The sequence below is a fragment of the Burkholderia sp. IDO3 genome (assembly GCF_003366075.1).
GTDB classification, from domain to species: Bacteria; Pseudomonadota; Gammaproteobacteria; order Burkholderiales; family Burkholderiaceae; genus Burkholderia; species Burkholderia anthina.
The window spans coordinates 2739092-2760969 of sequence record NZ_CP028963.1 but is presented as its reverse complement, the minus strand read 5'-3'; the positions used below and the strand labels follow the sequence as shown (position 1 = coordinate 2760969).

At 68.7% G+C, this 21878-nt stretch carries 16 protein-coding genes; 7 read left to right on the top strand and 9 right to left on the bottom strand.

What is annotated here, in order from left to right; genetic code table 11:
• Positions 1–35 precede the first annotated feature (35 nt).
• Entirely contained in the window at positions 36–2315 is a 2280-nt protein-coding gene (locus DCN14_RS27555) for an arginine/lysine/ornithine decarboxylase (RefSeq protein ID WP_096502195.1), read from the top strand.
• Complete coding sequence (locus DCN14_RS27550) at positions 2315–3112, top strand: lysozyme inhibitor LprI family protein (protein ID WP_096502193.1); 798 nt, start codon at positions 2315–2317, stop codon at positions 3110–3112. The genes DCN14_RS27555 and DCN14_RS27550 overlap by 1 nt, the downstream gene beginning before the upstream one ends.
• A gap of 89 nt (positions 3113–3201) precedes the next feature.
• Here the strand turns inward: DCN14_RS27550 and DCN14_RS27545 are convergent, their stop codons facing one another.
• From DCN14_RS27545 to DCN14_RS27535, 3 genes are all read right to left on the bottom strand, one after another.
• A complete protein-coding gene (locus tag DCN14_RS27545; protein ID WP_096502191.1) occupies positions 3202–3885 on the bottom strand; it encodes an HAD family phosphatase in 684 nt (227 codons plus the stop codon).
• Between the two features lie 94 nt (positions 3886–3979).
• Positions 3980–5389, bottom strand: coding sequence for an argininosuccinate lyase (gene argH / locus DCN14_RS27540; protein ID WP_096502189.1), 1410 nt, complete (start codon positions 5387–5389; stop codon positions 3980–3982).
• A 106-nt stretch (positions 5390–5495) separates the two neighbouring features.
• On the bottom strand, positions 5496–6305 hold the full coding sequence (locus tag DCN14_RS27535) for a helix-turn-helix transcriptional regulator (protein ID WP_096502187.1): 810 nt from the start codon (positions 6303–6305) through the stop codon (positions 5496–5498).
• A gap of 176 nt (positions 6306–6481) precedes the next feature.
• Here DCN14_RS27535 and DCN14_RS27525 point away from each other — a divergent pair, with 176 nt between their 5' ends.
• Positions 6482–7234 (top strand): class I SAM-dependent methyltransferase, encoded by a 753-nt coding sequence (locus DCN14_RS27525; protein WP_096502183.1) that lies wholly within the window; start codon positions 6482–6484, stop codon positions 7232–7234.
• 128 nt (positions 7235–7362) lie between these two features.
• Here DCN14_RS27525 and ppc read toward each other — a convergent pair whose 3' ends face one another.
• Positions 7363–10368: a phosphoenolpyruvate carboxylase gene (gene ppc / locus DCN14_RS27520; protein ID WP_096502181.1), complete on the bottom strand. Its 3006-nt coding sequence runs from the start codon at positions 10366–10368 to the stop codon at positions 7363–7365.
• 217 nt (positions 10369–10585) lie between these two features.
• On the opposite strand from ppc, the gene hemC reads away from it, so the two are divergent.
• From hemC to DCN14_RS27505, 3 genes are read left to right on the top strand one after another with little or no spacing between them, the layout of a single operon-like run.
• On the top strand, positions 10586–11587 hold the full coding sequence (hemC, locus tag DCN14_RS27515) for a hydroxymethylbilane synthase (RefSeq protein ID WP_096502179.1): 1002 nt from the start codon (positions 10586–10588) through the stop codon (positions 11585–11587).
• Positions 11587–13557, top strand: coding sequence for a fused uroporphyrinogen-III synthase HemD/membrane protein HemX (hemDX, locus tag DCN14_RS27510; RefSeq protein WP_096502177.1), 1971 nt, complete (start codon positions 11587–11589; stop codon positions 13555–13557). The genes hemC and hemDX overlap by 1 nt, the downstream gene beginning before the upstream one ends.
• 2 nt (positions 13558–13559) lie before the next feature.
• Positions 13560–14747 (top strand): heme biosynthesis protein HemY, encoded by a 1188-nt coding sequence (locus DCN14_RS27505; protein WP_096502175.1) that lies wholly within the window; start codon positions 13560–13562, stop codon positions 14745–14747.
• Between the two features lie 104 nt (positions 14748–14851).
• On the opposite strand, the gene DCN14_RS27500 is transcribed toward DCN14_RS27505, so the two are convergent.
• From DCN14_RS27500 to DCN14_RS27490, 3 genes are all read right to left on the bottom strand, one after another.
• Entirely contained in the window at positions 14852–16156 is a 1305-nt protein-coding gene (locus tag DCN14_RS27500; RefSeq protein ID WP_096502173.1) for an MFS transporter, read from the bottom strand.
• Between the two features lie 134 nt (positions 16157–16290).
• Entirely contained in the window at positions 16291–17049 is a 759-nt protein-coding gene (locus DCN14_RS27495; RefSeq protein ID WP_096502171.1) for an SDR family oxidoreductase, read from the bottom strand.
• Between the two features lie 55 nt (positions 17050–17104).
• The gene (locus DCN14_RS27490; protein WP_096502169.1) at positions 17105–18544 is read right to left on the bottom strand and encodes an aldehyde dehydrogenase family protein; all 1440 of its coding nucleotides are present in this window, start codon (positions 18542–18544) and stop codon (positions 17105–17107) included.
• A 332-nt stretch (positions 18545–18876) separates the two neighbouring features.
• Here DCN14_RS27490 and ppa point away from each other — a divergent pair, with 332 nt between their 5' ends.
• Positions 18877–19404, top strand: coding sequence for an inorganic diphosphatase (gene ppa / locus DCN14_RS27485; protein WP_006753432.1), 528 nt, complete (start codon positions 18877–18879; stop codon positions 19402–19404).
• 56 nt (positions 19405–19460) lie between these two features.
• Here the strand turns inward: ppa and DCN14_RS27480 are convergent, their stop codons facing one another.
• Together DCN14_RS27480 and DCN14_RS27475 are read right to left on the bottom strand one after the other, a co-directional pair.
• A complete protein-coding gene (locus DCN14_RS27480; protein ID WP_096502167.1) occupies positions 19461–20288 on the bottom strand; it encodes a GIY-YIG nuclease family protein in 828 nt (275 codons plus the stop codon).
• A 307-nt stretch (positions 20289–20595) separates the two neighbouring features.
• Complete coding sequence (locus DCN14_RS27475; protein ID WP_096502165.1) at positions 20596–21774, bottom strand: GNAT family N-acetyltransferase; 1179 nt, start codon at positions 21772–21774, stop codon at positions 20596–20598.
• Between the last annotated feature and the right edge of the window lie 104 nt (positions 21775–21878).

The window sequence follows — 21878 nt, the reverse complement described above, 5'->3', positions numbered from 1 at the left end:
GACGCGCCGCGGTCGTTCTTTTTGGAGAATCGCCCATGAAGTTTCGTTTCCCCGTCGTCATCATCGACGAAGATTTCCGCTCCGAGAACATCTCGGGCTCCGGCATCCGGGCGTTGGCCGAAGCGATCGAGAAGGAGGGCGTCGAAGTCCTCGGCCTCACGAGCTACGGCGATCTGACGTCGTTCGCGCAGCAGTCGAGCCGCGCGTCGTGCTTCATCCTGTCGATCGACGACGACGAACTCATGCTCGGCGAGACGGGCCCGGACGGCGAACTGCCGGAACTGGCGACCGCGATCATCGAGCTGCGTGCGTTCGTGACCGAAGTGCGCCGCCGCAACGCGGACATTCCGATCTTCCTGTACGGCGAGACGCGCACGTCGCGCCATCTGCCGAACGACATCCTGCGCGAACTGCACGGCTTCATCCACATGTTCGAGGACACGCCGGAATTCGTCGCGCGCCACATCATCCGCGAGGCGAAGGTCTATCTGGACTCGCTCGCGCCGCCGTTCTTCAAGGAACTGGTGAAATACGCGGACGAAGGCTCGTACTCGTGGCACTGCCCGGGCCACTCGGGCGGCGTTGCGTTCCTGAAGAACCCGCTCGGCCAGATGTTCCACCAGTTCTTCGGCGAGAACATGCTGCGCGCGGACGTGTGCAACGCCGTCGACGAACTCGGCCAGCTGCTCGATCACACGGGCCCGGTCGCGGCGTCCGAGCGCAACGCGGCGCGCATCTTCAGCGCGGACCACCTGTTCTTCGTGACCAACGGCACGTCGACGTCGAACAAGATCGTCTGGCACGCGACGGTCGCACCCGGCGACATCGTGCTGGTCGACCGCAACTGCCACAAGTCGATCCTGCACGCGATCACGATGACGGGCGCGATTCCGGTGTTCCTCACGCCGACGCGCAACCACTTCGGCATCATCGGGCCGATCCCGCGCGACGAATTCAAGCCGGAGAACATCCGCAAGAAGATCGACGCGAACCCGTTCGCGCGCGAGGCGATGCGCCAGAATCCGGAGATGAAGCCGCGCATCCTGACGATCACGCAGAGCACGTACGACGGTGTCGTCTACAACGTCGAGATGATCAAGGATCTGCTCGGCGACCTGCTCGACACGCTGCACTTCGACGAAGCGTGGCTGCCGCACGCGACGTTCCACGATTTCTACCGCGACATGCACGCGATCGGCGACGGCCGTCCGCGCACGGGCGCGCTCGTGTTCGCGACGCACTCGACGCACAAGCTGCTCGCGGGCATTTCGCAGGCGTCGCAGATCGTCGTGCAGGATTCCGAGAACCGCACGTTCGACAAGCACCGCTTCAACGAGGCGTACCTGATGCACACGTCGACGAGCCCGCAGTACGCGATCATCGCGTCGTGCGACGTCGCGGCGGCGATGATGGAGCCGCCGGGCGGCACCGCGCTCGTCGAGGAATCGATCGCCGAGGCGATCGACTTCCGCCGCGCGATGCGCAAGGTCGACGCCGAATACGGCGACGACTGGTTCTTCAGCGTGTGGGGCCCGGACGACCTGTCCGAAGAGGGCATCGGCTCGCGCGAAGACTGGATGCTGAAGCCGAACGACCACTGGCACGGCTTCGGCCCGCTCGCGGACGGCTTCAACATGCTCGACCCGATCAAGGCGACGATCATCACGCCGGGGCTCGACGTCGACGGCGAGTTCGGCGAGACGGGCATCCCGGCCGCGATCGTCACGAAGTACCTGGCCGAGCACGGGATCATCGTCGAGAAGACCGGCCTGTACTCGTTCTTCATCATGTTCACGATCGGCATCACGAAGGGCCGCTGGAACTCGATGGTGACCGAGCTGCAGCAGTTCAAGGACGACTACGACAACAACCAGCCGCTGTGGCGCGTGCTGCCGGAATTCGTCGCGCAGCATCCGCGCTACGAGCGTGTCGGCCTGCGCGACCTGTGCACGCAGATCCACGACGTGTACCGTGCGAACGACATCGCGCGCCTGACGACGGAGATGTACCTGTCGGACATGGAGCCGGCGATGAAGCCGTCGGACGCGTTCGCGAAGCTCGCGCACCGCAAGATCGACCGGGTGCCGCTCGACGAGCTCGAAGGCCGCGTGACGAGCATCCTGCTCACGCCGTACCCGCCGGGCATTCCGCTGCTGATCCCGGGCGAGCGCTTCAACAAGACGATCGTGAACTACCTGCGGTTCGCGCGCGACTTCAACGAGCGCTTCCCGGGCTTCCACACCGACATCCACGGCCTCGTCGCGGAAGACCTGAACGGTCGCGTCGAGTACTTCGTCGACTGCGTGCGCGACTGATGGCGACGCATGGACGAATCCGGGCGATGCGCGCGGCGCTGGCCGCGCTCGTCGTCTGGGCGACGTGGCTGGCGGGGCCGACCGGGTTGAATGCGGCGCACGCGGAAGTTGCCGCTGCCGACCCGATCGACGTCGCGATGCGGCAGTGTCTCGCGCGACGCGACCGGTCGTCGACGGCCGGCCAGATCCAGTGCATGGGCGAAGCGCAGCAGCAGTGGCAGGCGGTGATGGATGGCGCGTACCAGCGCCTGTCGAAGGATGCGCCGGCCGATGCGAAGCGCGGCTGGCAGGACAGTCAGCGCCGCTGGGTCACGTGGCGCAAGGATGAACTGCATTTGCTGAAGGCGGTGTACGACACGACGCGCGGGACCGCGTACACGATGTCGAGCGCCGACATGCAGCTGCAGCCGGTGCGCGATCGCGCGCTCGCGCTGCGCGCGGCGGCCGACCGTTATGCGCCGCCTGCCGCGGCGACGAGCGGCGCGAGCGCGGCGCAAGGCGCTGCCGCCGGCGGCAAGCCGGCGAATGGCGCGCGCGACCCGGCGATCCAGCGCGTGCGGCCGTGCGTGCAGGATGCCGCGTGCGAGCACGCGGTATTCGACCTGAACCGCTATTACCAGAAGCTGCGCCGCAAGATGCCCGCGCATTCGGCCACGACGCTCGTGCGCGCGCAGCGCGCGTGGGTGGCGTTCCGCGATGCGACGGCGCCGCTCGTCGGCGAGGACGGGCGGGTCGACCTGATCGGCGCGCGCATCGCGACGATGAAACGGCTGTCGGAGACGGCCGGCAACAAGTAACGCGCGGGCCGCGACGGCGATCGTGCGCGACAACGCAAAACGGGCACCCTCGGGTGCCCGTTTTGCATTCGGGGCGCTGCGTGACGTGTTTACGCGGGCTGCTGCGTATCGAGGCGGCCGAACCACGACGGCACGAGCGTGACCGCGTCGTCGAGCGAGGCGAGCACGTGCAGGCTCAGCGCGACGATCTCGGGCGTGGGCGCCTTCAGGTCCGGCACGGTGACGACCGATGCGCCGGCGCCGGCCGCCGACTGCGCGCCGAAGTCGCTGTCCTCGAAGGCGACGCATGCGTGCGCCGGCACGCCGAGGCGTTCGGCCGCGAGCCGGTAGACGGCCGGGTCGGGCTTGCCGCGCGAGACTTCGTCGCCGCCCGCGATCGCGCGGAAGAACGGCAGCACGCCGACCGCATCGAGGCGCGCGCGGATCACGTCGCGTGCGGACGACGATGCGACCGCGCACGGAATGCCGGCCTGCGCGAGCGTCTCGAGCAGCGCGAGTGCGCCGGACTTCAGCGGAAACTTCGGATGAGGTTCGGGCGCGGCGAGCTGCTCGCGTACGCGGGTGCGCACGGCGTCGAACGTGTCGGGGTTGCCGATCAGCCGCGCGAGGATCACCTGGCCTTCGGCGAACGAGCGGCCGACGATCTGCAGGTAGTCGATCTCGGTCAGCACGACGCCGTGGGCGTTCGACACGTCGATCCACGTGTTCATGATGGTCCGCTCGGAATCGACGAGCAGGCCGTCCATGTCGAAGAGCGCGGCGGAGAAAATCATCGGCGGTATCCGGGAAGCGGGGAAGGCGACGGGCGGCGCGACGGCCGCCCGGATGAAAAACGGACGCCGAAGGCGTCCGTTCGTGACAGCAGGCTTACTTGCCGAGCGCGGCGCGGGCGGCCTTGACCGCCGCACGCACCTGGTCGGGCGCGGTGCCGCCCGGGTGATTGCGGCTCGCGACCGACCCTTCGAGCGTCAGATAGCCGAACACGTCGTCGCCGATCAGGTGCGCGACGTTCGGCAGCTCCTGCTTCATCTCGTCGAGCGTCAGGTCGGCGAGATCGATCCCGCGGTCGTCGCAGATCTTCACCGCGTGCGCGACGGCTTCGTGCGCGTCACGGAACGGCAGGCCGCGCTTCACGAGGTAGTCGGCGAGGTCGGTGGCGGTCGAGAAGCCCTGCAGCGCGGCCGCGCGCATCGCGTCCGGCTTCACGGTGATGCCCGCGACCATTTCCGCGAAGATCCGCAGCGTGTCGGCGACGGTGTCGACCGTGTCGAACAGCGGTTCCTTGTCTTCCTGGTTGTCCTTGTTGTACGCGAGCGGCTGGCCCTTCATCAGCGTGAGGAGCGCCATCAGGTGGCCGTTCACGCGGCCGGTCTTGCCGCGCGCGAGCTCGGGCACGTCCGGGTTCTTCTTCTGCGGCATGATCGAGCTGCCGGTGCAGAAGCGGTCGGCGATGTCGATGAAGCCGACGCGCGGGCTCATCCACAGCACGAGTTCCTCGGAGAAGCGCGACACGTGCGTCATCACGAGCGCGGATGCCGCCGTGAATTCGATCGCGAAATCGCGATCCGACACCGCGTCGAGCGAGTTCGCGCAGATGCCGTCGAAGCCGAGCGTCTTCGCGACCGCGTGACGGTCGATCGGGTAGCTGGTGCCCGCCAGCGCGGCCGCGCCGAGCGGCAGGCGGTTCACGCGGGTGCGGCAGTCGCGCATGCGTTCCGCGTCGCGCGTGAACATTTCCACGTAGGCGAGCAGGTGATGGCCGAACGTGACGGGCTGCGCGACCTGCAGGTGCGTGAAGCCCGGCATGATCGTGTCCGCGTTCGTCTCGGCGAGGTCGATCAGTGCGCCGCGCAGGTCGGTCAGCAGGCCGCCGATGCGGTCGATCTCGCCGCGCAGCCACAGACGGATGTCGGTCGCGACCTGGTCGTTGCGCGAGCGGCCCGTGTGCAGGCGCTTGCCGGCGTCGCCGATCAGTGCGGTCAGGCGCGCCTCGATGTTCAGGTGGACGTCTTCCAGGTCGAGCTGCCATTCGAATTCGCCGCGCTCGATCTCGCCCTTGATCTGTGCCATCCCGCGTTCGATCGCGGCGAGGTCGTCGGCGCTGATGATCTTCTGCGCCGCGAGCATGCTCGCGTGCGCGAGCGAGCCGGCGATGTCGACGAGCGCGAGGCGCTTGTCGAAAAACACCGACGACGTGTAGCGCTTGACCAGCTCCGACATCGGTTCCGAGAAGCGGGCCGACCAGGCCTCGCCCTTTTTGTGCAGTTGGGACGTCATGGCGATTCTTCGAAGGGGAGTTGGGCGGCGTGCGCCGCCGAGGGAATCCCGCAATTCTAACATTCGCGGGGCGGCCCGCCGGCCTTTGCCGGCGCGGGCCGCTCGCTCAGTCGCGCACGAGGACCACGAGCTTCAGGTCTTCCCGGTGCGCGGGCTTCAGCGTGATCTGCTGGTACACGAGGCGGCCGTCGGCCGGGTGGTCGAACTCGCGCAGGCCGCCTTCGCGCTCGAACACGTCCTGCGACGCCCAGTACTGCGCGAACGCGTCGCTGCCGGCCATCAGCGCGTCGATCAGCGCGCGGGTCGGCGCGTCGGCCAGATGGCGGATCGAGTCGGCGCGGAATTCGGCCGCGAGGCGCCGCGCCCGGGTGTCCCAGTCGACGATCAGCGTGCGCGCGGCCGGCGACATGAACGTGAAGCGCAGCAGGTTGCGGTCGTGCTCGCCGTCGAGCCAGCCGGTAAACAGCGCCGCGGCCGGCGTATTCCACGCGAGCGCGTTCCATTGGCGGTCGAGCACGTAGGCGGGCGTGGCGATCGCGGCGACGGTCGCCGCGAGCGTCGGCGGCAGGTCGCCGGCCGCGACGTCGGGCTCGGCCGGGTCGCGCTGCGCGGCGAGCTCGAACAGGTACGCGCGCTCGGCCTTCGACAGCTGCAATGCGACGGCGATCCGCGCGAGCGCGTCGGCCGACGCCGACACCGGGCGGCCCTGCTCGATCCACGTGTACCAGGTCGGGCTGACGCCGCAGAGCTGCGCGACTTCCTCGCGCCGCAGGCCCGGCGTGCGGCGGCGCGGGCCGGGCGGCAGGCCGACGGCCTGCGGCGACAGCCGTTCGCGGTGCGCGCGGATGAATTCGCCGAGCGCGCGGGCGGGCGTCGCGTCGAGTGGCGGGTTGGGAGCGGAGGACGACGGGTTCATGCGAAAACGGCTGAAACGACGAAAAAGGGAAAAAAGGCGCTGGGTGCGGCAAGCATCAGGCAGGTGTAACGAATACCAGAATAACTGCTTAACTTGTACTGGTACAAGCGCGGCCCTATTGTAGCGATTCGCGCGCTGGCAAGCAGCGAGCGCCCCACCACAAGAAGGAGCGAACGATGAAACACCACGATCAGGTCGCCGACGCATTCGGCACGACGGCCGCCGCCTATCTGACGAGCACGGTCCACGCGACGGGCGCGGATCTGCAGGCGCTGGCCGACGCCGTGCGCGCGACGCCCGATGCCGCGGTGCTCGATCTCGGCTGCGGCGCGGGCCACGCGAGCTTCGCGGTCGCGCCGCACGTGCGCGACGTGGTCGCTTACGATCTCGCCGCGCCGATGCTCGCGACCGTCGACGGCGCCGCGCGCGAACGCGGGCTCGCGAACGTCCGCACGCAGCAGGGCCCGGCCGAGCGGTTGCCGTTCGACGCGGGAACCTTCGACTGGGCGGTGAGCCGGATGAGCGCGCACCACTGGCACGACGTGCGCGCGGCGCTCGCCGAGGTGCGCCGCGTGCTCAAGCCGGGCGGCCGCGTGCTGATGATCGACATCGCGGGCAACGACCATCCGCTGCTCGACACGTATCTGCAGGCCGCGGAAGTGTTGCGCGACGCGTCCCACGTGCGCGATTACCGTGCCGACGAGTGGCTCGCGATGTTCCGCGGCGCCGGGTTCGATGCACACGTGGAGAGCCGCTGGCGCCTGCCGATCGATTTCGATACGTGGGTCGAGCGCATCCGCACGCCGGCCGACAGCGTCGCGGGTATTCGCGCGCTGTGGGCGCACGCGCCCGACGAGGTGCGCGGCTACTACGCGGTGCAGGCGGACGGATCGTTCGAGCACGACGCGTTGCTGATCGACGCGCAATGAGTATGCGGCGCGGCGGCTCGCACCGTCGCGCTGCCCGATGAAAAAAGCCTCGATACGCGCAGGCCGCGTATCGAGGCTTTCGATTTGCACCGCCGGCCGGCGCGGGGCGAACCCGCGCCGCACGCGGATCAGCCCGTATTGCGCAGGCCGGCCGCGATCCCGTTGATGGTCAGGTGAATCCCGCGACGCAGCCGCGCGTTCGTGTCGCCCGCGCGGTGACGCTTGATCAGCTCCACCTGCAGGTGGTTCAGCGGATCGAGATACGGGAAGCGGTTCTTGATCGAACGCGCGAGCAGCGGGTTGGTCGCGAGGCGGCCTTCGTGCCCCGTGATTTCCGCGAGCGCCTGCGACGTGCGCTCCCATTCCGCGACGATCCGCTCGAACACGTGCTTGCGCAGCTTGCGATCGGCAACGAGCTGCGCGTAGCGCGACGCGACCGCGAGATCGGTCTTCGCGAGCACCATGTCCATGTTCGACAGCAGGTTCGCGAAGAACGGCCAGGTCTTGTTCATCTTCTTGAGCAGCGTGACGCGCTTCGCGCGTTCGGCCGCGTCCTGCGCGCCGTCGAGATACGCGCTCACCGCGCTGCCGAAGCCGTACCAGCCCGTCAGCAGCAGCCGGCACTGACCCCACGAGAAGCCCCACGGAATCGCGCGCAGATCCTCGATCTTGCGGTGCTTCGGATCCTGCAGCTTGCGCGACGCCGGACGGCTGCCGATGTTCAGTTCGGCGATCTCGGTGATCGGCGTCGACGAGAAGAAGTAGTCGGTGAAGCCCGGCGTTTCATAGACGAGCGCGCGATACGACGCCATCGCGGCGTCGGACAGCGTCTGCATCGCGGCTTCGAACGCGGGCAGTTGCGCGGGCGCGTTCGACTGCGGCAGCAGCGATGCCTCCAGCGTGGCCGCCACGACCGTTTCGAGGTTGCGCCGGCCGATCTCGGGGTTCGCGAACTTGCTCGCGATCACCTCGCCCTGTTCGGTCAGGCGGATCTGGCCGTTCACGGTGCCCGGCGGCTGCGACAGGATCGCCTGGTAGGTCGGGCCGCCTCCGCGGCCGACCGTGCCGCCGCGGCCGTGGAACAGGCGCAGCGTGATCTTGCGTTCGCGGAACAGGTCGACGAGCGCGAGTTCCGCGCGATACAGCTCCCAGTTCGACGTGAGGAAACCGCCGTCCTTGTTGGAGTCCGAGTAGCCGAGCATCACTTCCTGTTCGGCGCCCTGGTGCGCGATCAGCGCGTCGACGCCCGGCAGTGCGAAGTACTCGCGCATGATGCGCGCGGCGTCGCGCAGGTCGGGGATCGTCTCGAACAGCGGGATCACCATCAGGCCGCTCTTCGCATTGCCGCCGAGCGTGCCGTCGAGCAGGCCCGTCTCCTTCTGCAGCAGCAGCACCTCGACGAGGTCGCTGACGGTTTCCGTGTGCGAAATGATGTAGTTGCGTACCGCGCGCGGGCCGAACTGCGCGCGCACGTCGCGCGCCTTCTCGAACACGCCGAGCTCGCTTTGCGCGAGCGCCGAGTATTCGAGGTACGGCGAGCGCAGCGGACGCGGATCGGCGAGCGCGGCGAGCAGCACGCGCAGCTTGTCTTCCTCGGCGAGCGCCGCGTAGTCGGCTTCGACGCCCGCGCGCGCAAACAGCTCGGCGACCACGGATTCGTGGATGTCGGAGCTCTGGCGCAGGTCGATGCTCGCGAGGTGGAAGCCGAACACTTCGGCCGCGCGCATGAGCGGCGCGAGCCGCGGTGCGGCGAGCGGCGTGCCGTGATGCTCGTCGAGCGATGCGGTCAGCACCTTCAGGTCGGCGACGAACGCTTCGGAATCCGCGTACGGCACGGCGCGCACCGGCGGCGCACCGCGGCCCGCGCTGCGCACCGGCACCGTGCCTTCGCCGAGACGCACGCGCGCGCTCGCGGCGAGTCGCGTGTAGATGCCGATCAGCGCGCGGCGGTACGGTTCGTCGACGCGATGCGGCGACTGGTCGGGCGAGGCGGCCGCGAGCGCCTTCACCGCGTCGTTCGCGCCGACCAGCAGGTTCGATACCGACAACTCGGCGCCGAGCTTGTGCACCTGTTCCAGATAGTGTTCGAGGATCACCGCGGCCTGGCGGGTGATCGCTTCGTCGAGCGTCGGGGCCGTCACGTTCGGGTTGCCGTCGCGGTCGCCGCCGATCCAGCTGCCCATCTGGAAGAACGCGGGCACGCGCGCTTGCAGGCCGTGCTCGGCGAGCGCGGCCTCGATGTCGCCGTACAGCGCCGGCAGTTCGTCGAGGAACGTCGCGCGGTAGTACGACAGCGCGTTCTCGATCTCGTCGCCGACCGTCAGGCGCGCATCGCGCAGCATGCGGGTCTGCCACAGCGCGGTGACGCGCGCGCGCAGCATCGATTCGTTGTACGCGCGTTCGCGCGCGGTGAGCGGCTGGTCGCGCTCGGCGAGCAGGCGTGCGATGTCGTGCTGCGCATCGAGGATGCTCTTGCGCTGCACTTCGGTCGGGTGCGCGGTCAGCACCGGGACGATCAGCGCATCGTCGAAGAAGCGCTGCAGCAGGCGCTTGGATGCGTTGCCGGTGGTCTTCAGCTGTTCGAGCGCGTATGCGACGGTGCCGGGCTGCGATGCGGAGCCGGCCAGCGCGTGGATGCGGCGGCGGCGGTTGTGATGGCGGTCTTCCGCGATGTTCGCGAGGTGCGAGAAATAGCTGAACGCGCGCACGACGCTCACCGTCTGCTCCGGCGTCAGCTTGCGCAGCTTCTTCTCGAGCGTCTGCGCGGCCTCGCTGTCGTCCTCGCGGCGAAACTTCACCGCCGTCTGGCGAATGGCTTCGACGACGTCGAACACCGTGTCGCCTTCCTGCTCGCGCACCACGTCGCCGAGCAGGCGGCCGAGAAAGCGGATGTCTTCGAACAGCGGGCCGTCCTTGTCCTCGCGCGTGCGGGCGCCCGGCTTCGATGCGCGGGCCGTGCGAGCCGCCGGACCGCTGGCCTTGATGGCGCTTTTTGTCTGATGTATCGGGTCTTTCGGTTTCGTTGCCGTTTTCGCACGGCCGTTCGCGGCAGTGGCGACGGTGCCTGTCTGGGCGTCGGAGGAGGGCAGGGCAGCATTGCGGCGCGCCGTACGCGCCGATCCGGAAGACTTCACGATGGGTTTCCTTGGGAAAGCTCGAGTCAAAAGGGACTGCGGGGACTGCGGAAACTACGGGAACTGCGGTCAAGCAACCAGCTACGTGCGGCACATTCGCGCATCGGTGTCGCCGCCCGCGCCGAAGCGCGGCGGGCGCAGGCTCCGGGCCCGGGCGGGCTGGGGCGTGCGTGCTACCATTGTTCGATCTTCCATCCCGTCCTTCGATGTTCCAGCAATGAATTCCGAGATTCCTGCGGCAGGGCCGCGACAGACGCCGCCGCCCGCGACGCTGACGATTGCTTCGCGTGAGAGCCGCCTGGCGATGTGGCAAGCCGAACATGTGCGTGATGCGCTGCGCAAATTATATCCAGCTTGTGACGTGAAAATCCTCGGGATGACGACCCGTGGCGATCAGATTCTCGATCGTACGCTGTCGAAGGTCGGCGGCAAGGGCCTGTTCGTGAAGGAGCTGGAGAATGCGCTCGCCGACGGTCGTGCCGATCTGGCCGTGCATTCGCTGAAGGACGTGCCGATGGCGCTGCCCGACGGTTTCGCGCTGACGGCGATCATGGTGCGCGAGGACCCGCGCGACGCGTTCGTGTCGAACGACTACGCGTCGCTCGACGCGCTGCCGGCCGGCGCGGTCGTCGGCACGTCGAGCCTGCGTCGCGAGGCGATGCTGCGCGCGCGCTATCCGCACCTCGACGTGCTGCCGCTGCGCGGCAACCTCGACACGCGCCTGTCCAAACTCGATCGCGGCGATTACGCGGCGATCATTCTCGCGGCCGCGGGCCTGAAGCGCCTCGGCCTCGAAGCGCGGATCCGCGCGCTGATCGACGTCGAGGACAGCCCGCCGGCCGCCGGCCAGGGTGCGCTCGGCATCGAGATCGCCGCGCACCGCGCCGACGTCGCGGCGTGGCTGGCGCCGCTGCACGACCGCCAGACCGCGCTCGCGGTCGAGGCCGAGCGGATGGTGTCGCGTGCGCTCGGCGGCAGCTGCGAAGTGCCGCTTGCCGCGCATGCGGTGTGGCGCGCGGGCGAGCTGTACCTGACGGGCCGCGTGTCGACGACCGACGGCCAGCGCGTGCTGACGGCCGACGCGTGCGGGGCCGTCGTGACGGTCGCCGATGCGCTCGCGCTCGGCCGCGCGGTGTCCGACGAGCTCGAGGCGCAGGGCGCGCTCGACATCGTCAACGCACTGCTCGCCGCGTCGCAGGCCGGCAAGGGCGACGCCTGATGGCGGGCGGCGCGCGCGCGTTCACCGCCGTCCTGACCCGCCCGGACGGCCAGTCGGCCACACTCGCGTCACAGCTGGCCGAAGCCGGCTGCGACGTGCTCGAATTTCCGCTGATCGACATCGCGCCGGTCGACGATCCGGCGCCGCTCGATGCGGCACTCGCCGCGCTTGCCGACTACGCGCTCGTGATCTTCGTGTCGCCGAACGCGATCGAGCGCGCGCTCGCGCAGTACGGCGCGATCTGGCCGAATGCGCTGCCGGTCGGCGTCGTCGGGCCCGGCAGCGTCGCCGCGCTCGAGCGCCACGGCATCGCGGCGCCCGCGCATCGCGTGATCGCACCGCAGGCGCCTGCCGACGGCGGCGTCCCGCATTACGATTCCGAAAGCCTGTTCGCGAGCATCGAGGCCGCGTTCGGCGGTGCGCAGGCGCTCGCCGGCAAACGCGTGCTGATCGTGCGCGGCGACGGCGGGCGCGAATGGCTTGCCGAGCGCCTGCGCGAAGCCGGCGCGGACGTCACGCTCGTCGCGGCCTACCGGCGCGTCGTGCCGGAGCCGCGCGTGGCCGTGTGGGAGCGCGTGCATGCGCTGCTCGCCGGCGCGCCGCATGCGTGGCTCGTCACGAGCTCGGAAGGCGTGCGCAACCTGCGCGAACTTGCCCGCACGCACCTGAACGACGCGGAGATCGATGCGCTGAAGCATGCGCCGCTCGTGACGCCGCACCCGCGCATCGAGCAGACCGCGCGTGCACTGGGTTTTGATAGGATTACGCTGACCGGCGCGGGCGATGAGCGCATCGTCCGCGCGTTTCGAACGATGGCCGACGAGGCCGTCCAACCGGCGACAGCCGCACCGGTGACTAAACGCATGACAGATACCAACGATTCCAAAAGCGTCGCTTCCCAGCCGGCCGCTGCATCCGCGCCGCCGCCCAGTCCCCCTTATCTCGCGTCCGAGCCGCATGCGCGCCGCGGCGGCAGCGCGGCGCTGTGGTTCGTCATCGTCGTGCTCGGCTGCGCGGCCGGTGTCGGCGGCTACGCGTTGAACCGCAAGGTCGACCGCCTCGGCGATGCGTTCGTCGCGCGCCAGAAGGCGCTCGATGCGCAGACGGCCGAGACCCGCATGAAGACCGAGCAGGCGCTTGCGAGCACGCATCAGGTCGACACGCAGCTCGCGCAGCTCGACGGCAAGCTCGCCGATGCGCAGAGCGCGCAGCAGGCGCTGCAACAGCAGTACCAGGACCTGTCGCGCAACCGCGATGCATGGATGCTCGAGGAAGTCGACCAGATGCTGTCGAGCGCGAGCCAGCAGCTGCAGCTGACGGGCAACACGCAGCTCGCGTTGATCGCGCTGCAGAATGCCGATGCACGCCTTGCGACGTCGCAGAGCGCGCAGGCCGTCACGGTGCGCAAGGCGCTCGCGCTGGACATCGAGAAGCTGAAGGCCGCGCCGTCGGCCGACCTCACGGGCCTCGCGATCAAGCTCGACGACGCGATCGCGAAGATCGACACGCTGCCGCTGTCGGGCGAGGCGATCGTCCCGCACGCGGCGCCGCAGGCCGCGCCGGCCGACGCCGCGTCGTCGGTCGCCGCCGACACGCCGCGCTGGAAGGTGTGGTGGCATGACTTCTCCGCCGGCCTCGGCCAGCAATTGAAGGGCCTCGTGCAGGTGCGCCGGATCGACAACGCCGATGCGATGCTCGCGTCGCCCGACCAAGGCTACTTCGTGCGCGAGAACGTGAAGCTGCGCCTGCTCACCGCGCGACTGTCGCTGCTCGCACGCAACGACAGCGCGATGAAGGCCGACCTGCACGCCGCGCAGGCGTCGCTCGGCAAGTATTTCGACCAGGCATCGAAGGACACGCAATCGGTCGAGGATCTGCTCAAGCAGGTCGACGGCGCATCGCTGACGGTCGCGGTGCCGAACCTGAACACGAGCCTGAACGCCGTTCAGCAGTTCAAGAGCCGGGGGTAACGATGACGCTTCGAGGAATCGTCTGGCTCGCGATCCTGTTCGCGATCGCCGTGGCACTCGCCACCGTCGGCCATTTCGATGCGGGGCAGGTGCTGTTCGTCTATCCGCCGTACCGGGTCGACGTGTCGCTGAACCTGTTCGTGATCGCCATCGTCGTGCTGTTCATCGCCGTGTATGCGCTGCTGCGCATCGTGCGCAACATCTGGCGCATGCCGCAGCGGGTCGCCGCGTATCGCGCGCGTTCGCGTAACGAGAAGGCCCAGGCGTCGCTGCGCGATGCGATCGCGAACCTGTATGCGGGCCGCTTCTCGCGTGCCGAGAAGGCCGCGCGCGATGCGCTCTCGGTCGATGCGAACCAGGGCGCCGCGAGCCTCGTCGCCGCGACGGCCGCGCACCGGATGCACGAGTACACGCGTCGCGACGACTGGCTGTCGAAGGTCGATGCACCGGAGTGGCAGGACGCACGGCTGCTCGCGTCGGCCGACATGCGCGCCGACGCACGCGATGCGGACGGCGCGCTCGCCGCGCTGGCCGACATGCAGGCGGGCGGCAAGCGCATTCATGCGCAACAGGTCGCGCTGCGCGCGCAACAGCAGTTGAAGAACTGGGCCGAGGTGCTCAAGCTCGCGAAGGCGCTGGAGAAGCGCGAGGCGCTGCATCCGGCCGCGGCCGTGCGGCTGCGCCAGCAGGCCGCGGAAAACCTGCTGCGCGAACGCCGGCACGATCCGGATGCGCTGCTCGAAGTGTGGCAGTCGCTGTCGCCGCTCGAGCGCCAGTCGCCGCGTCTCGCCGATCTCGCGGCCGACCTGCTGGTACCGCTCGAGCGCCGCACCGAAGCGCGCCGCATCGTCGAGGACGCGCTCGCGCACAACTGGGATGCACGTCTGCTGCGCCGCTATCCGGACACCGCCGGCGGCGATGCGCTGCCGCTGATCCAGAAGGCCGAAGGGTGGAAGAAGGATCACCCGGACGATGCCGACCTGCTGTTCGCGCTGGGCCGTCTCTGCCAGCAGCAGCAGCTGTGGGGCAAGGCGCAGTCGTTCCTCGAGGCGTCGCTGAAGCAGGCCGACAACGAGGCGCTGAAGGTGCGTGCGCACCGTGCGCTCGCGCGCCTGTTCGAGCATCTCGGCGAAACCGACAAGGCCGCCATACACTACCGCGAAAGCGCGCTCGCGATCACCGTGGTCTGACGCGCCGCTGCGTAAAAAAGCCCCGAACGCCGATCGGCGTCCGGGGCTTTTTTTCGTCCGTTGCGAGCCGGCCCGAACGCGTTACGCGCCGGGCTTGCGCAGCATCACTTGTCGACCAGCCGTTTCGGCACCGACAGCGCGAGCAGCCCGCCGAGCACGAGGAACCCGGCGAGCATGTACATGCCCGCGTCGTTCGCGCCGGTCGCCTGCTTGAGCCAGCCCATCATGTAAGGGCTCAGGAAACCCGCGAGGTTGCCGATCGAGTTGATCATCGCGATGCCGGCGGCGGCGGCCGCGCCGCCGAGGAATGCGGTCGGCAGGCTCCAGAACAGCGGCAGCGTGGTCAGGATGCCCATCGTCGCGAGCGTGAGGCCGAGCATCGCGAGTGCCGTCTGGTGCGCCCAGATCACCGACAGCACGAGCCCGAGCGCGCCGAACGCAGCCGGAATCGCCAGGTGCCAGCGTCGTTCGCGGCGCTTGTCCGCACTGCGCGCGATCAGGATCATCGCGACTACCGCCACCGCATACGGAATCGCCGACAGCAGGCCGATCATGAACGTGTCGACGACGCCGGTCGCCTTGATGATCGTCGGCAGCCAGAAGCCGACGCCATAGAGGCCCATCACGAACGAGAAGTAGATGAGCGCCATCAGCCACACGCGCGGGCTCGACATCACCGTGCCGAGCGGCAGGTCTTCCTTGGTCGCTTCCTCCGCTTCGACGTTGCGCGCGAGCAGCGCCTTTTCGTCGTCGGTGAGCCATTTCGCCTTCGAGATCCGGTCGTCGAGCGCGAAGAAGATGAGCACGCCGGCCAGCACCGACGGAATCCCTTCGAGCAGGAACAGCCATTGCCAGCCGTGCCAGCCGCTCACGCCGTTGAACGCCTTCAGGATGAAGCCGGAGATCGGCCCGCCGATCACGCCCGACAACGCGACGGCCGTCATGAAGAACGTCGTCATCCGGCCGCGGCGGTGCGCGGGATACCAGTAGGTGAGGTACAGGATCACGCCGGGGAAGAAGCCGGCCTCGGCGACGCCGAGCAGGAAGCGCATCACGTAGAACATCGCGGGCGTCGTGACGAACATCGTCAGGATCGAGATCACGCCCCACGTCGCCATGATGCGCGCGATCCACACGCGCGCGCCGACCTTGTGCAGGATGATGTTGCTCGGGACTTCGAACAGAAAGTAGCCGAAGAAGAAGATCCCGGCGCCGAGCCCGTAGACGGTGTCGCTGAGATTCAGGTCGCTCGCCATCTGCAGCTTCGCGAAGCCGACGTTCACGCGGTCGAGATACGCGACCACGTAGCACAGCAGCAGGAGCGGGGTGAGTCGCCACGACACCTTGCGGTAGGTTGCTTCCTCGAATGCGCCGGACGAGCCCGGCAGCGACTGCGTCGATGTTGCCATGTTGTCTCCTGTCCTTTCTTGTGGTGGCCGGAACCGGCGCGGCGGCGCCCGATCCGGGGTCGTGCGAGGCAATGCTCGTGCGGAGATGCGGCGCCGGCCGGCATTGCCGGCGCGGCGCAATCACGGACGTGCGGCTAGATGCAGCGCCCGCCGTCGACTTCGAGACAGACGCCGGTGATGAACTCGGCTTCGTCGGATGCGAGGTAAAGGGCCGCGTTCGCGATGTCCTGCGGCGTCGAGAAGCGGCCGAGCGGAATCGTCGCCAGGAACCGGCGGCGATTCTCGGGTGTGTCCTCGCAGCCCATGAACTCGGTCATCAGGCCCGTTTCGCCGAGCACGGGATTGATGCAGTTCACGCGGATCCGGTCGGCGCCGAGCTCGGCCGCGAGCGACTTGCTCGCGGTGATCATCGCGCCCTTCGTGCTGTTGTACCAGACGAGGCCCGGGCGCGGCCGCACGCCGGCCGTCGACGCGACGTTCACGAACACGCCGCCGCCCTGCGTGCGAAAGTACGGAACGAAGGTCTGCACGCTCCAGAACAGGCTTTTCATGTTGACGGCGTACACGCGGTCGAACTCCGCTTCCGTCACGTCGAGCACCGGCTTGTTGCGGTGCGTGGTGCCGGCGTTGTTCACGACGATCTGCACCGAATGGAAATCGTCGAGCGCGGCCTGCAGCAACGCGCGCCAGTCTTCGTCCCGCGACACGTCGCCCGCGACCGCGATCGCCTTGCCGCCCGCCAGCGCGATCTCGCTCGCGACGCGCTCGGCCGCCGCGCCGTTCAGGTCGTTGACGACGACGTTCGCGCCTTCGCGCGCATACGTCTTCGCGATGCCTTCGCCGAAACCCGAGCCGCCGCCCGTGACGATGGCCGTCTTGCTGCTCAACCGCATGGTGTGTCTCCTGGGTTGGATGAGTGCATGGTGTGCCGGTCGTTGCCGGCTGTGTTCAGCCGTGCCGGATCGCGATCGTCTTCAGCGTGGTGAAGCCGTACAGCGCCTCGAAGCCTTTCTCGCGGCCGTGCCCCGAGTGGCCGACGCCGCCGAACGGCAATTCGACGCCGCCGCCTGCACCGTAGTTGTTGACGAACACCTGGCCCGCGCGCAGCCGCCGCGCGAGACGCATCTGGCGCGCACCGTCGCGCGTCCAGATGCCCGCGACGAGGCCGTACGGCGTGCCGTTCGCGAGCGCGACCGCTTCGTCTTCGTCGGCGAAGCGCATCGCGGCGAGCACCGGGCCGAATACTTCTTCCTGCGCGAGCCGGTGCGACGACGGCACGTCGCGCAACAGCGCGGGTGCCTGGTAGAAGCCGCTTTCGGGCGCATCGGCGACGACCTGGCCGTGCGCGGCCATCGGAATGCCGTCGTGCTGCGCATCGGACAGGAAGTCCCACACGCGCTGCTGCTGCTTCGCGTTGATCAGCGGGCCGCAGTCGAGGTCGGCGCGGCTCGGGCCGACACGCAGCCCGTTGAATGCGGTCGCGAGTCGTTCGACGAGCGGCTCGTAGATCGCGCGCTCGATCAGCACGCGGCTGCCGGCCGAGCAGGTCTGCCCGCCGTTCTGCACGATCGCCGATACCAGCACGGGCAGCGCCGCTTCGAGATCGGCGTCGGCGAACACGATCTGCGGCGACTTGCCGCCGAGTTCGAGCGTGACGGGGACGTGGTTTTCGGCGGCCATCTGCGTGACCAGCTTGCCGGTCGCGGGCGAGCCGGTAAACGAGATGTGGTCGATGCCGGGGTGGCGCGCGAGCGCGGCGCCGGCTTCATGGCCGTAGCCGGTGACGACGTTCAGCGCGCCGGCCGGCAACCCGGCTTCGGCGGCCAGCTCGGCGACGCGCAGCACCGACAGGCATGCGTCCTCGGCCGGCTTCACGACGCACGCGTTGCCGGCCGCGAGCGCCGCGCCGACGCTGCGCCCGAAGATCTGCATCGGGTAGTTCCACGGCACGATGTGGCCGGTGACGCCGTGCGGCTCGCGCACGGTGAGCACCGTGTAGCCGGCGTGATAGGGCAGTGTTTCGCCGTGGAGTTTGTCGGCGGCGCCCGCATAGAACTCGAAGTAGCGCGCGAGCGCGGCCGCGTCGGCGCGTGCCTGCTTCAGCGGCTTGCCGGTGTCGCGCGCCTCGATCGCGGCGAGTTCCTCGAGGTGGTCGGCGACGCGTGCGGACAGCCGCATCAGCACGCGGCCGCGTTCGGCGGCGCTCGTCGCGCCCCACGGGCCCGCGAACGCGTCGCGGGCCGCGGCGACCGCGCGCTCGATGTCGGGTGCCGTGCCGCGCGCGATCGTCGCGAACGGCTGGCCGTCGGAGGGATCGACGACGGGGATCGTTTCCAGTTGCGCGGGCAACGTCCATTCGCCCGCGATGAAGTGCTTCGCTTCTTCCATGCGTTCTCCTGTCGACCCGAGTTGGCGCTTCAGCGCTTACTCGGGTCCCATGGCGTGGCTGGATGGAGTCGGCGCTTCAGCGCTTACTCCATCCCCACGGCGGTCGACCCGAGTCGGCGCTTTAACGCTTACCTGGATTCCATGCCTTGCGCTCGACGTACAACGGGGCCAGTGGTCGAATGGCCGGACATCGGGAACGATTATCGCGCCGATCGTCATCCGGACGCCACCGGTCGATTGGCTATAATGGCGCATTCCTTGCGGGGACGCCCGCGGCGGTGCATCGGCCGCGGCGCCCTGTCCCGAATTCCATCGACCAACAGAGAGCGCTCATGAGCTTCAACCATGTTCCGGCCGGCAAGGACCTGCCGCACGATTTCAACGTGATCATCGAGATCCCGGCGCAAAGCGACCCGGTGAAGTACGAGGCGGACAAGGAGCTGGGTCTCCTCGTCGTCGATCGCTTCATCGGTACCGGCATGCGTTACCCGGTGAACTACGGCTACATCCCGCAGACGCTGTCGGGCGACGGCGATCCGGTCGACGTGCTGGTGATCACGCCGTTCCCGCTGCTGGCCGGTTCGATCGTGCGCTCGCGCGTGCTCGGCATGCTGCAGATGACCGACGAATCGGGCGTCGACGCGAAGCTGGTCGCGGTGCCGCACGACAAGGTCTGCCCGATGACGGCCAACCTGAAGTCGATCGACGACGTGCCCGAGTACCTGAAGGACCAGATCAAGCACTTCTTCGAGCAATACAAGGCGCTCGAGAAGGGCAAGTGGGTGAAGGTCGAAGGCTGGGCCGGCATCGATGCCGCGCACAAGGAAATCACCGACGGCGCCGCGAACTACAAGAAGTAAGGCCGGCTTGCCGGCCCGACGGCCGGTTCGCTGCCACGCAAACCGCGCGTGTCTCCTCAGGAGGCCGCGCGGTTTTGTTTTTTGCGCGCGGGGCGCTTCTTGTGCACGGCAGCGGGCGCGGCGGCGGAAGGCGGGGCATCCTTCGCACGTTTTGCCGGGGTCGCGCGGCGCGGCGTGGCTGCGGGGGCGGAGGCCTTCGCTGTCGACGCACGGCTGCGCGCCGGTGCGCGAGCGGTGTCGTCGCGTCCGTTGGTGGCGGGCTTGCCGCCGGATGCTTTCCCGGCGGGCGGCGATTTCGCGGCCGGTTTGATCGGCTTCCCGGATTTAGCTGCTTTGTCCGCTTTGTCCGGCGTGCCGCGCGTCGAGGTCTTTTTCGTCGGCGCATCGTCGCCGGTTTTCGCCCGCTTCGCAGCGGGTGCGGCCTTTGCCTTCTTTGGTGTCTTTCCGGTTTGCACGGCCTTCGCCGGTTTTTCGGCCTTCGCCGTCTTCTTCGAGACCTTCCTGGTTTCAGCCGATTCCGCCGCCTCGCCGGCGTTCTTCGCATTCGCTGTCTTCCGCCCGCGCGTGCTGGCCGCCACAACGGCCGCATCGACGTGCCCGTCGATCGACATCCCGGCCGGCAACACCGACCCGAGCGTCCGGATTCCTGCGGCGAGTTCGCGTTTCTGCGCGGCCGTGAGCCGCTTCACCCAGTACTCCGCGCGCGATGCGATCGACCGGTCGGGCAGCGGGAACGACGCGAGCACCGCACGCGGCTTGCGCGAGCGCGTGTAGCGCGCGCCCTTGCCGGACGCGTGCTCGTCGAAGCGCGCGGCGACGTCGGTCGTGATGCCCGTGTAGACGCTGTCGTCGGCGCATTCGATCAGATACAGAAACCAGGACATGGAGGAGCGGCGGGATGCGAAGCCGCCAGTGTCTCAGAAAAGATCGGGCGAACCGCCGGATTTTGCGGCAGCAGCATATCGACCGGCGCGGCGGGGGCGCGTGCGGGCCTCGATCATCGGCCGGGATGACGGTGCGCGCGGCGACGCATGCGGCTCGCAACCCCGTGCAGGCGCATGAACGGTTTCGGCTTTGGAGCGCACACGGTTGCAGGCGCCTTTCAGCGCATCTCGCCGCGAACCGCGACGCATCGTAGCGTGCGCGATGCGGCGCGAGCCGAATGGCGCAGCGGCCGCCGGTGCATGGCGGCTACTCCGCGCTGCGCCGGAACGGATCGTGTTCGCGCAACTCGTCGACGTATGCGTGAATATGCTCGGTCTCGCGTTCGAGAAAGCGCGCGACGGCATCCGAGAATGCCGGGTGCGCGAGCCAGTGCGCGGAGTGCGTGACGGTCGGCAGGAAGCCGCGCGCGAGCTTGTGTTCGCCCTGCGCGCCGCCCTCGAACGTGTCGAGCCCGGCCTCGATGCAGAACTCGAGCAACTGGTAGTAGGCCGTTTCGAAATGCAGGCAGGGCACGTGCTCGAGCGCGCCCCAGTAGCGGCCGTATAGCGTGCCGCCGCCGTTCGCGCCGCGCCGGTAGACGGCGAGCGAACTCGCGATCGGCTTGCCGTCGGCCTGCGCGATCACGAGCAGCAGGTTCTCGGGCATCGTCGCGCCGATCGCGCGGAAGAAGTCGAGATTCAGGTACGGGCTCGAATAGTGTTCGCGGTAGGTCTGCCGGTAGCAGCGCGAGAAGAAGCGCCAGTCGGCATCGGTGATCATGTCGCCGGTGAGCCGGCGGAACGTCACGCCCGCATCGTGCACCTTGCGGCGTTCCGCGCGGATGTTCTTGCGTTTTTTCTGCTCGAGCGTGCCGAGGAAGTCGTCGAAATTGCGGTAGCCGTCGTTGATCCAGTGAAACTGCACGCCTTCGCGCAGCATCATCCCCATCGATTCGAACAGTTGCGCCTCGTCGCCGGTCGGGAACAGCACGTGCAGCGACGACACGTCGCTCTGCTCCGCGAACGCGAGCAGCGTGGCCGCGAGCCGGCGGCGTGCATCGTCGTCGGCGGCGAGGAGGCGGGTGCCCTGGACCGGCGTGAACGGCACCGCGCACAGCAGCTTCGGGTAGTAGGGCAGCCCGTTGCGCTGGTACGCGTCGGCCCATGCCCAGTCGAACACGTATTCGCCATACGAATGCTGCTTCGCATAGACGGGCGCGGCGGCCGCGAGCCGCCCCGTGCGCGCGTCGGTCAGCGTGACGAAATGCGGCGACCAGCCGGTGTCGTCGACCGCGCAGCGCGCGACGTGCAGCGCGTCGAGGAATTCGTGGCGCAGGAACGGTGTCGGCTGCGCGTCGCACTCGAGCAGCGCGTTCCATTCGTCGGCCGGGACCTCCGAGGGGGACGACAGGATGCCCGTGCGATAATCGATGCGTTCGTGTTTCAAGCGTGAATCCGTACTGTTGGATGCCGCCGGATGCGTGCCGCCGTGGCCCGCGTCCGGGACGATTTCGTCAGCCATTCAGGGCGCGCCGCCGGGCTGCGCCGATC

What these genes read in the sequence shown, in the direction of transcription:
- DCN14_RS27555 (WP_096502195.1), top strand. Translation starts at nt 36, where the DNA reads ATGAAGTTTCGTTTCCCCGTCGTCATCATCGACGAAGATTTCCGCTCC.
- DCN14_RS27550 (WP_096502193.1), top strand. Translation starts at nt 2,315, where the DNA reads ATGGCGACGCATGGACGAATCCGGGCGATGCGCGCGGCGCTGGCCGCG.
- DCN14_RS27545 (WP_096502191.1), bottom strand. Translation starts at nt 3,885, where the DNA reads ATGATTTTCTCCGCCGCGCTCTTCGACATGGACGGCCTGCTCGTCGAT.
- argH (WP_096502189.1), bottom strand. Translation starts at nt 5,389, where the DNA reads ATGACGTCCCAACTGCACAAAAAGGGCGAGGCCTGGTCGGCCCGCTTC.
- DCN14_RS27535 (WP_096502187.1), bottom strand. Translation starts at nt 6,305, where the DNA reads ATGAACCCGTCGTCCTCCGCTCCCAACCCGCCACTCGACGCGACGCCC.
- DCN14_RS27525 (WP_096502183.1), top strand. Translation starts at nt 6,482, where the DNA reads ATGAAACACCACGATCAGGTCGCCGACGCATTCGGCACGACGGCCGCC.
- hemC (WP_096502179.1), top strand. Translation starts at nt 10,586, where the DNA reads ATGAATTCCGAGATTCCTGCGGCAGGGCCGCGACAGACGCCGCCGCCC.
- hemDX (WP_096502177.1), top strand. Translation starts at nt 11,587, where the DNA reads ATGGCGGGCGGCGCGCGCGCGTTCACCGCCGTCCTGACCCGCCCGGAC.
- DCN14_RS27505 (WP_096502175.1), top strand. Translation starts at nt 13,560, where the DNA reads ATGACGCTTCGAGGAATCGTCTGGCTCGCGATCCTGTTCGCGATCGCC.
- DCN14_RS27500 (WP_096502173.1), bottom strand. Translation starts at nt 16,156, where the DNA reads ATGGCAACATCGACGCAGTCGCTGCCGGGCTCGTCCGGCGCATTCGAG.
- DCN14_RS27495 (WP_096502171.1), bottom strand. Translation starts at nt 17,049, where the DNA reads ATGCGGTTGAGCAGCAAGACGGCCATCGTCACGGGCGGCGGCTCGGGT.
- DCN14_RS27490 (WP_096502169.1), bottom strand. Translation starts at nt 18,544, where the DNA reads ATGGAAGAAGCGAAGCACTTCATCGCGGGCGAATGGACGTTGCCCGCG.
- ppa (WP_006753432.1), top strand. Translation starts at nt 18,877, where the DNA reads ATGAGCTTCAACCATGTTCCGGCCGGCAAGGACCTGCCGCACGATTTC.
- DCN14_RS27480 (WP_096502167.1), bottom strand. Translation starts at nt 20,288, where the DNA reads ATGTCCTGGTTTCTGTATCTGATCGAATGCGCCGACGACAGCGTCTAC.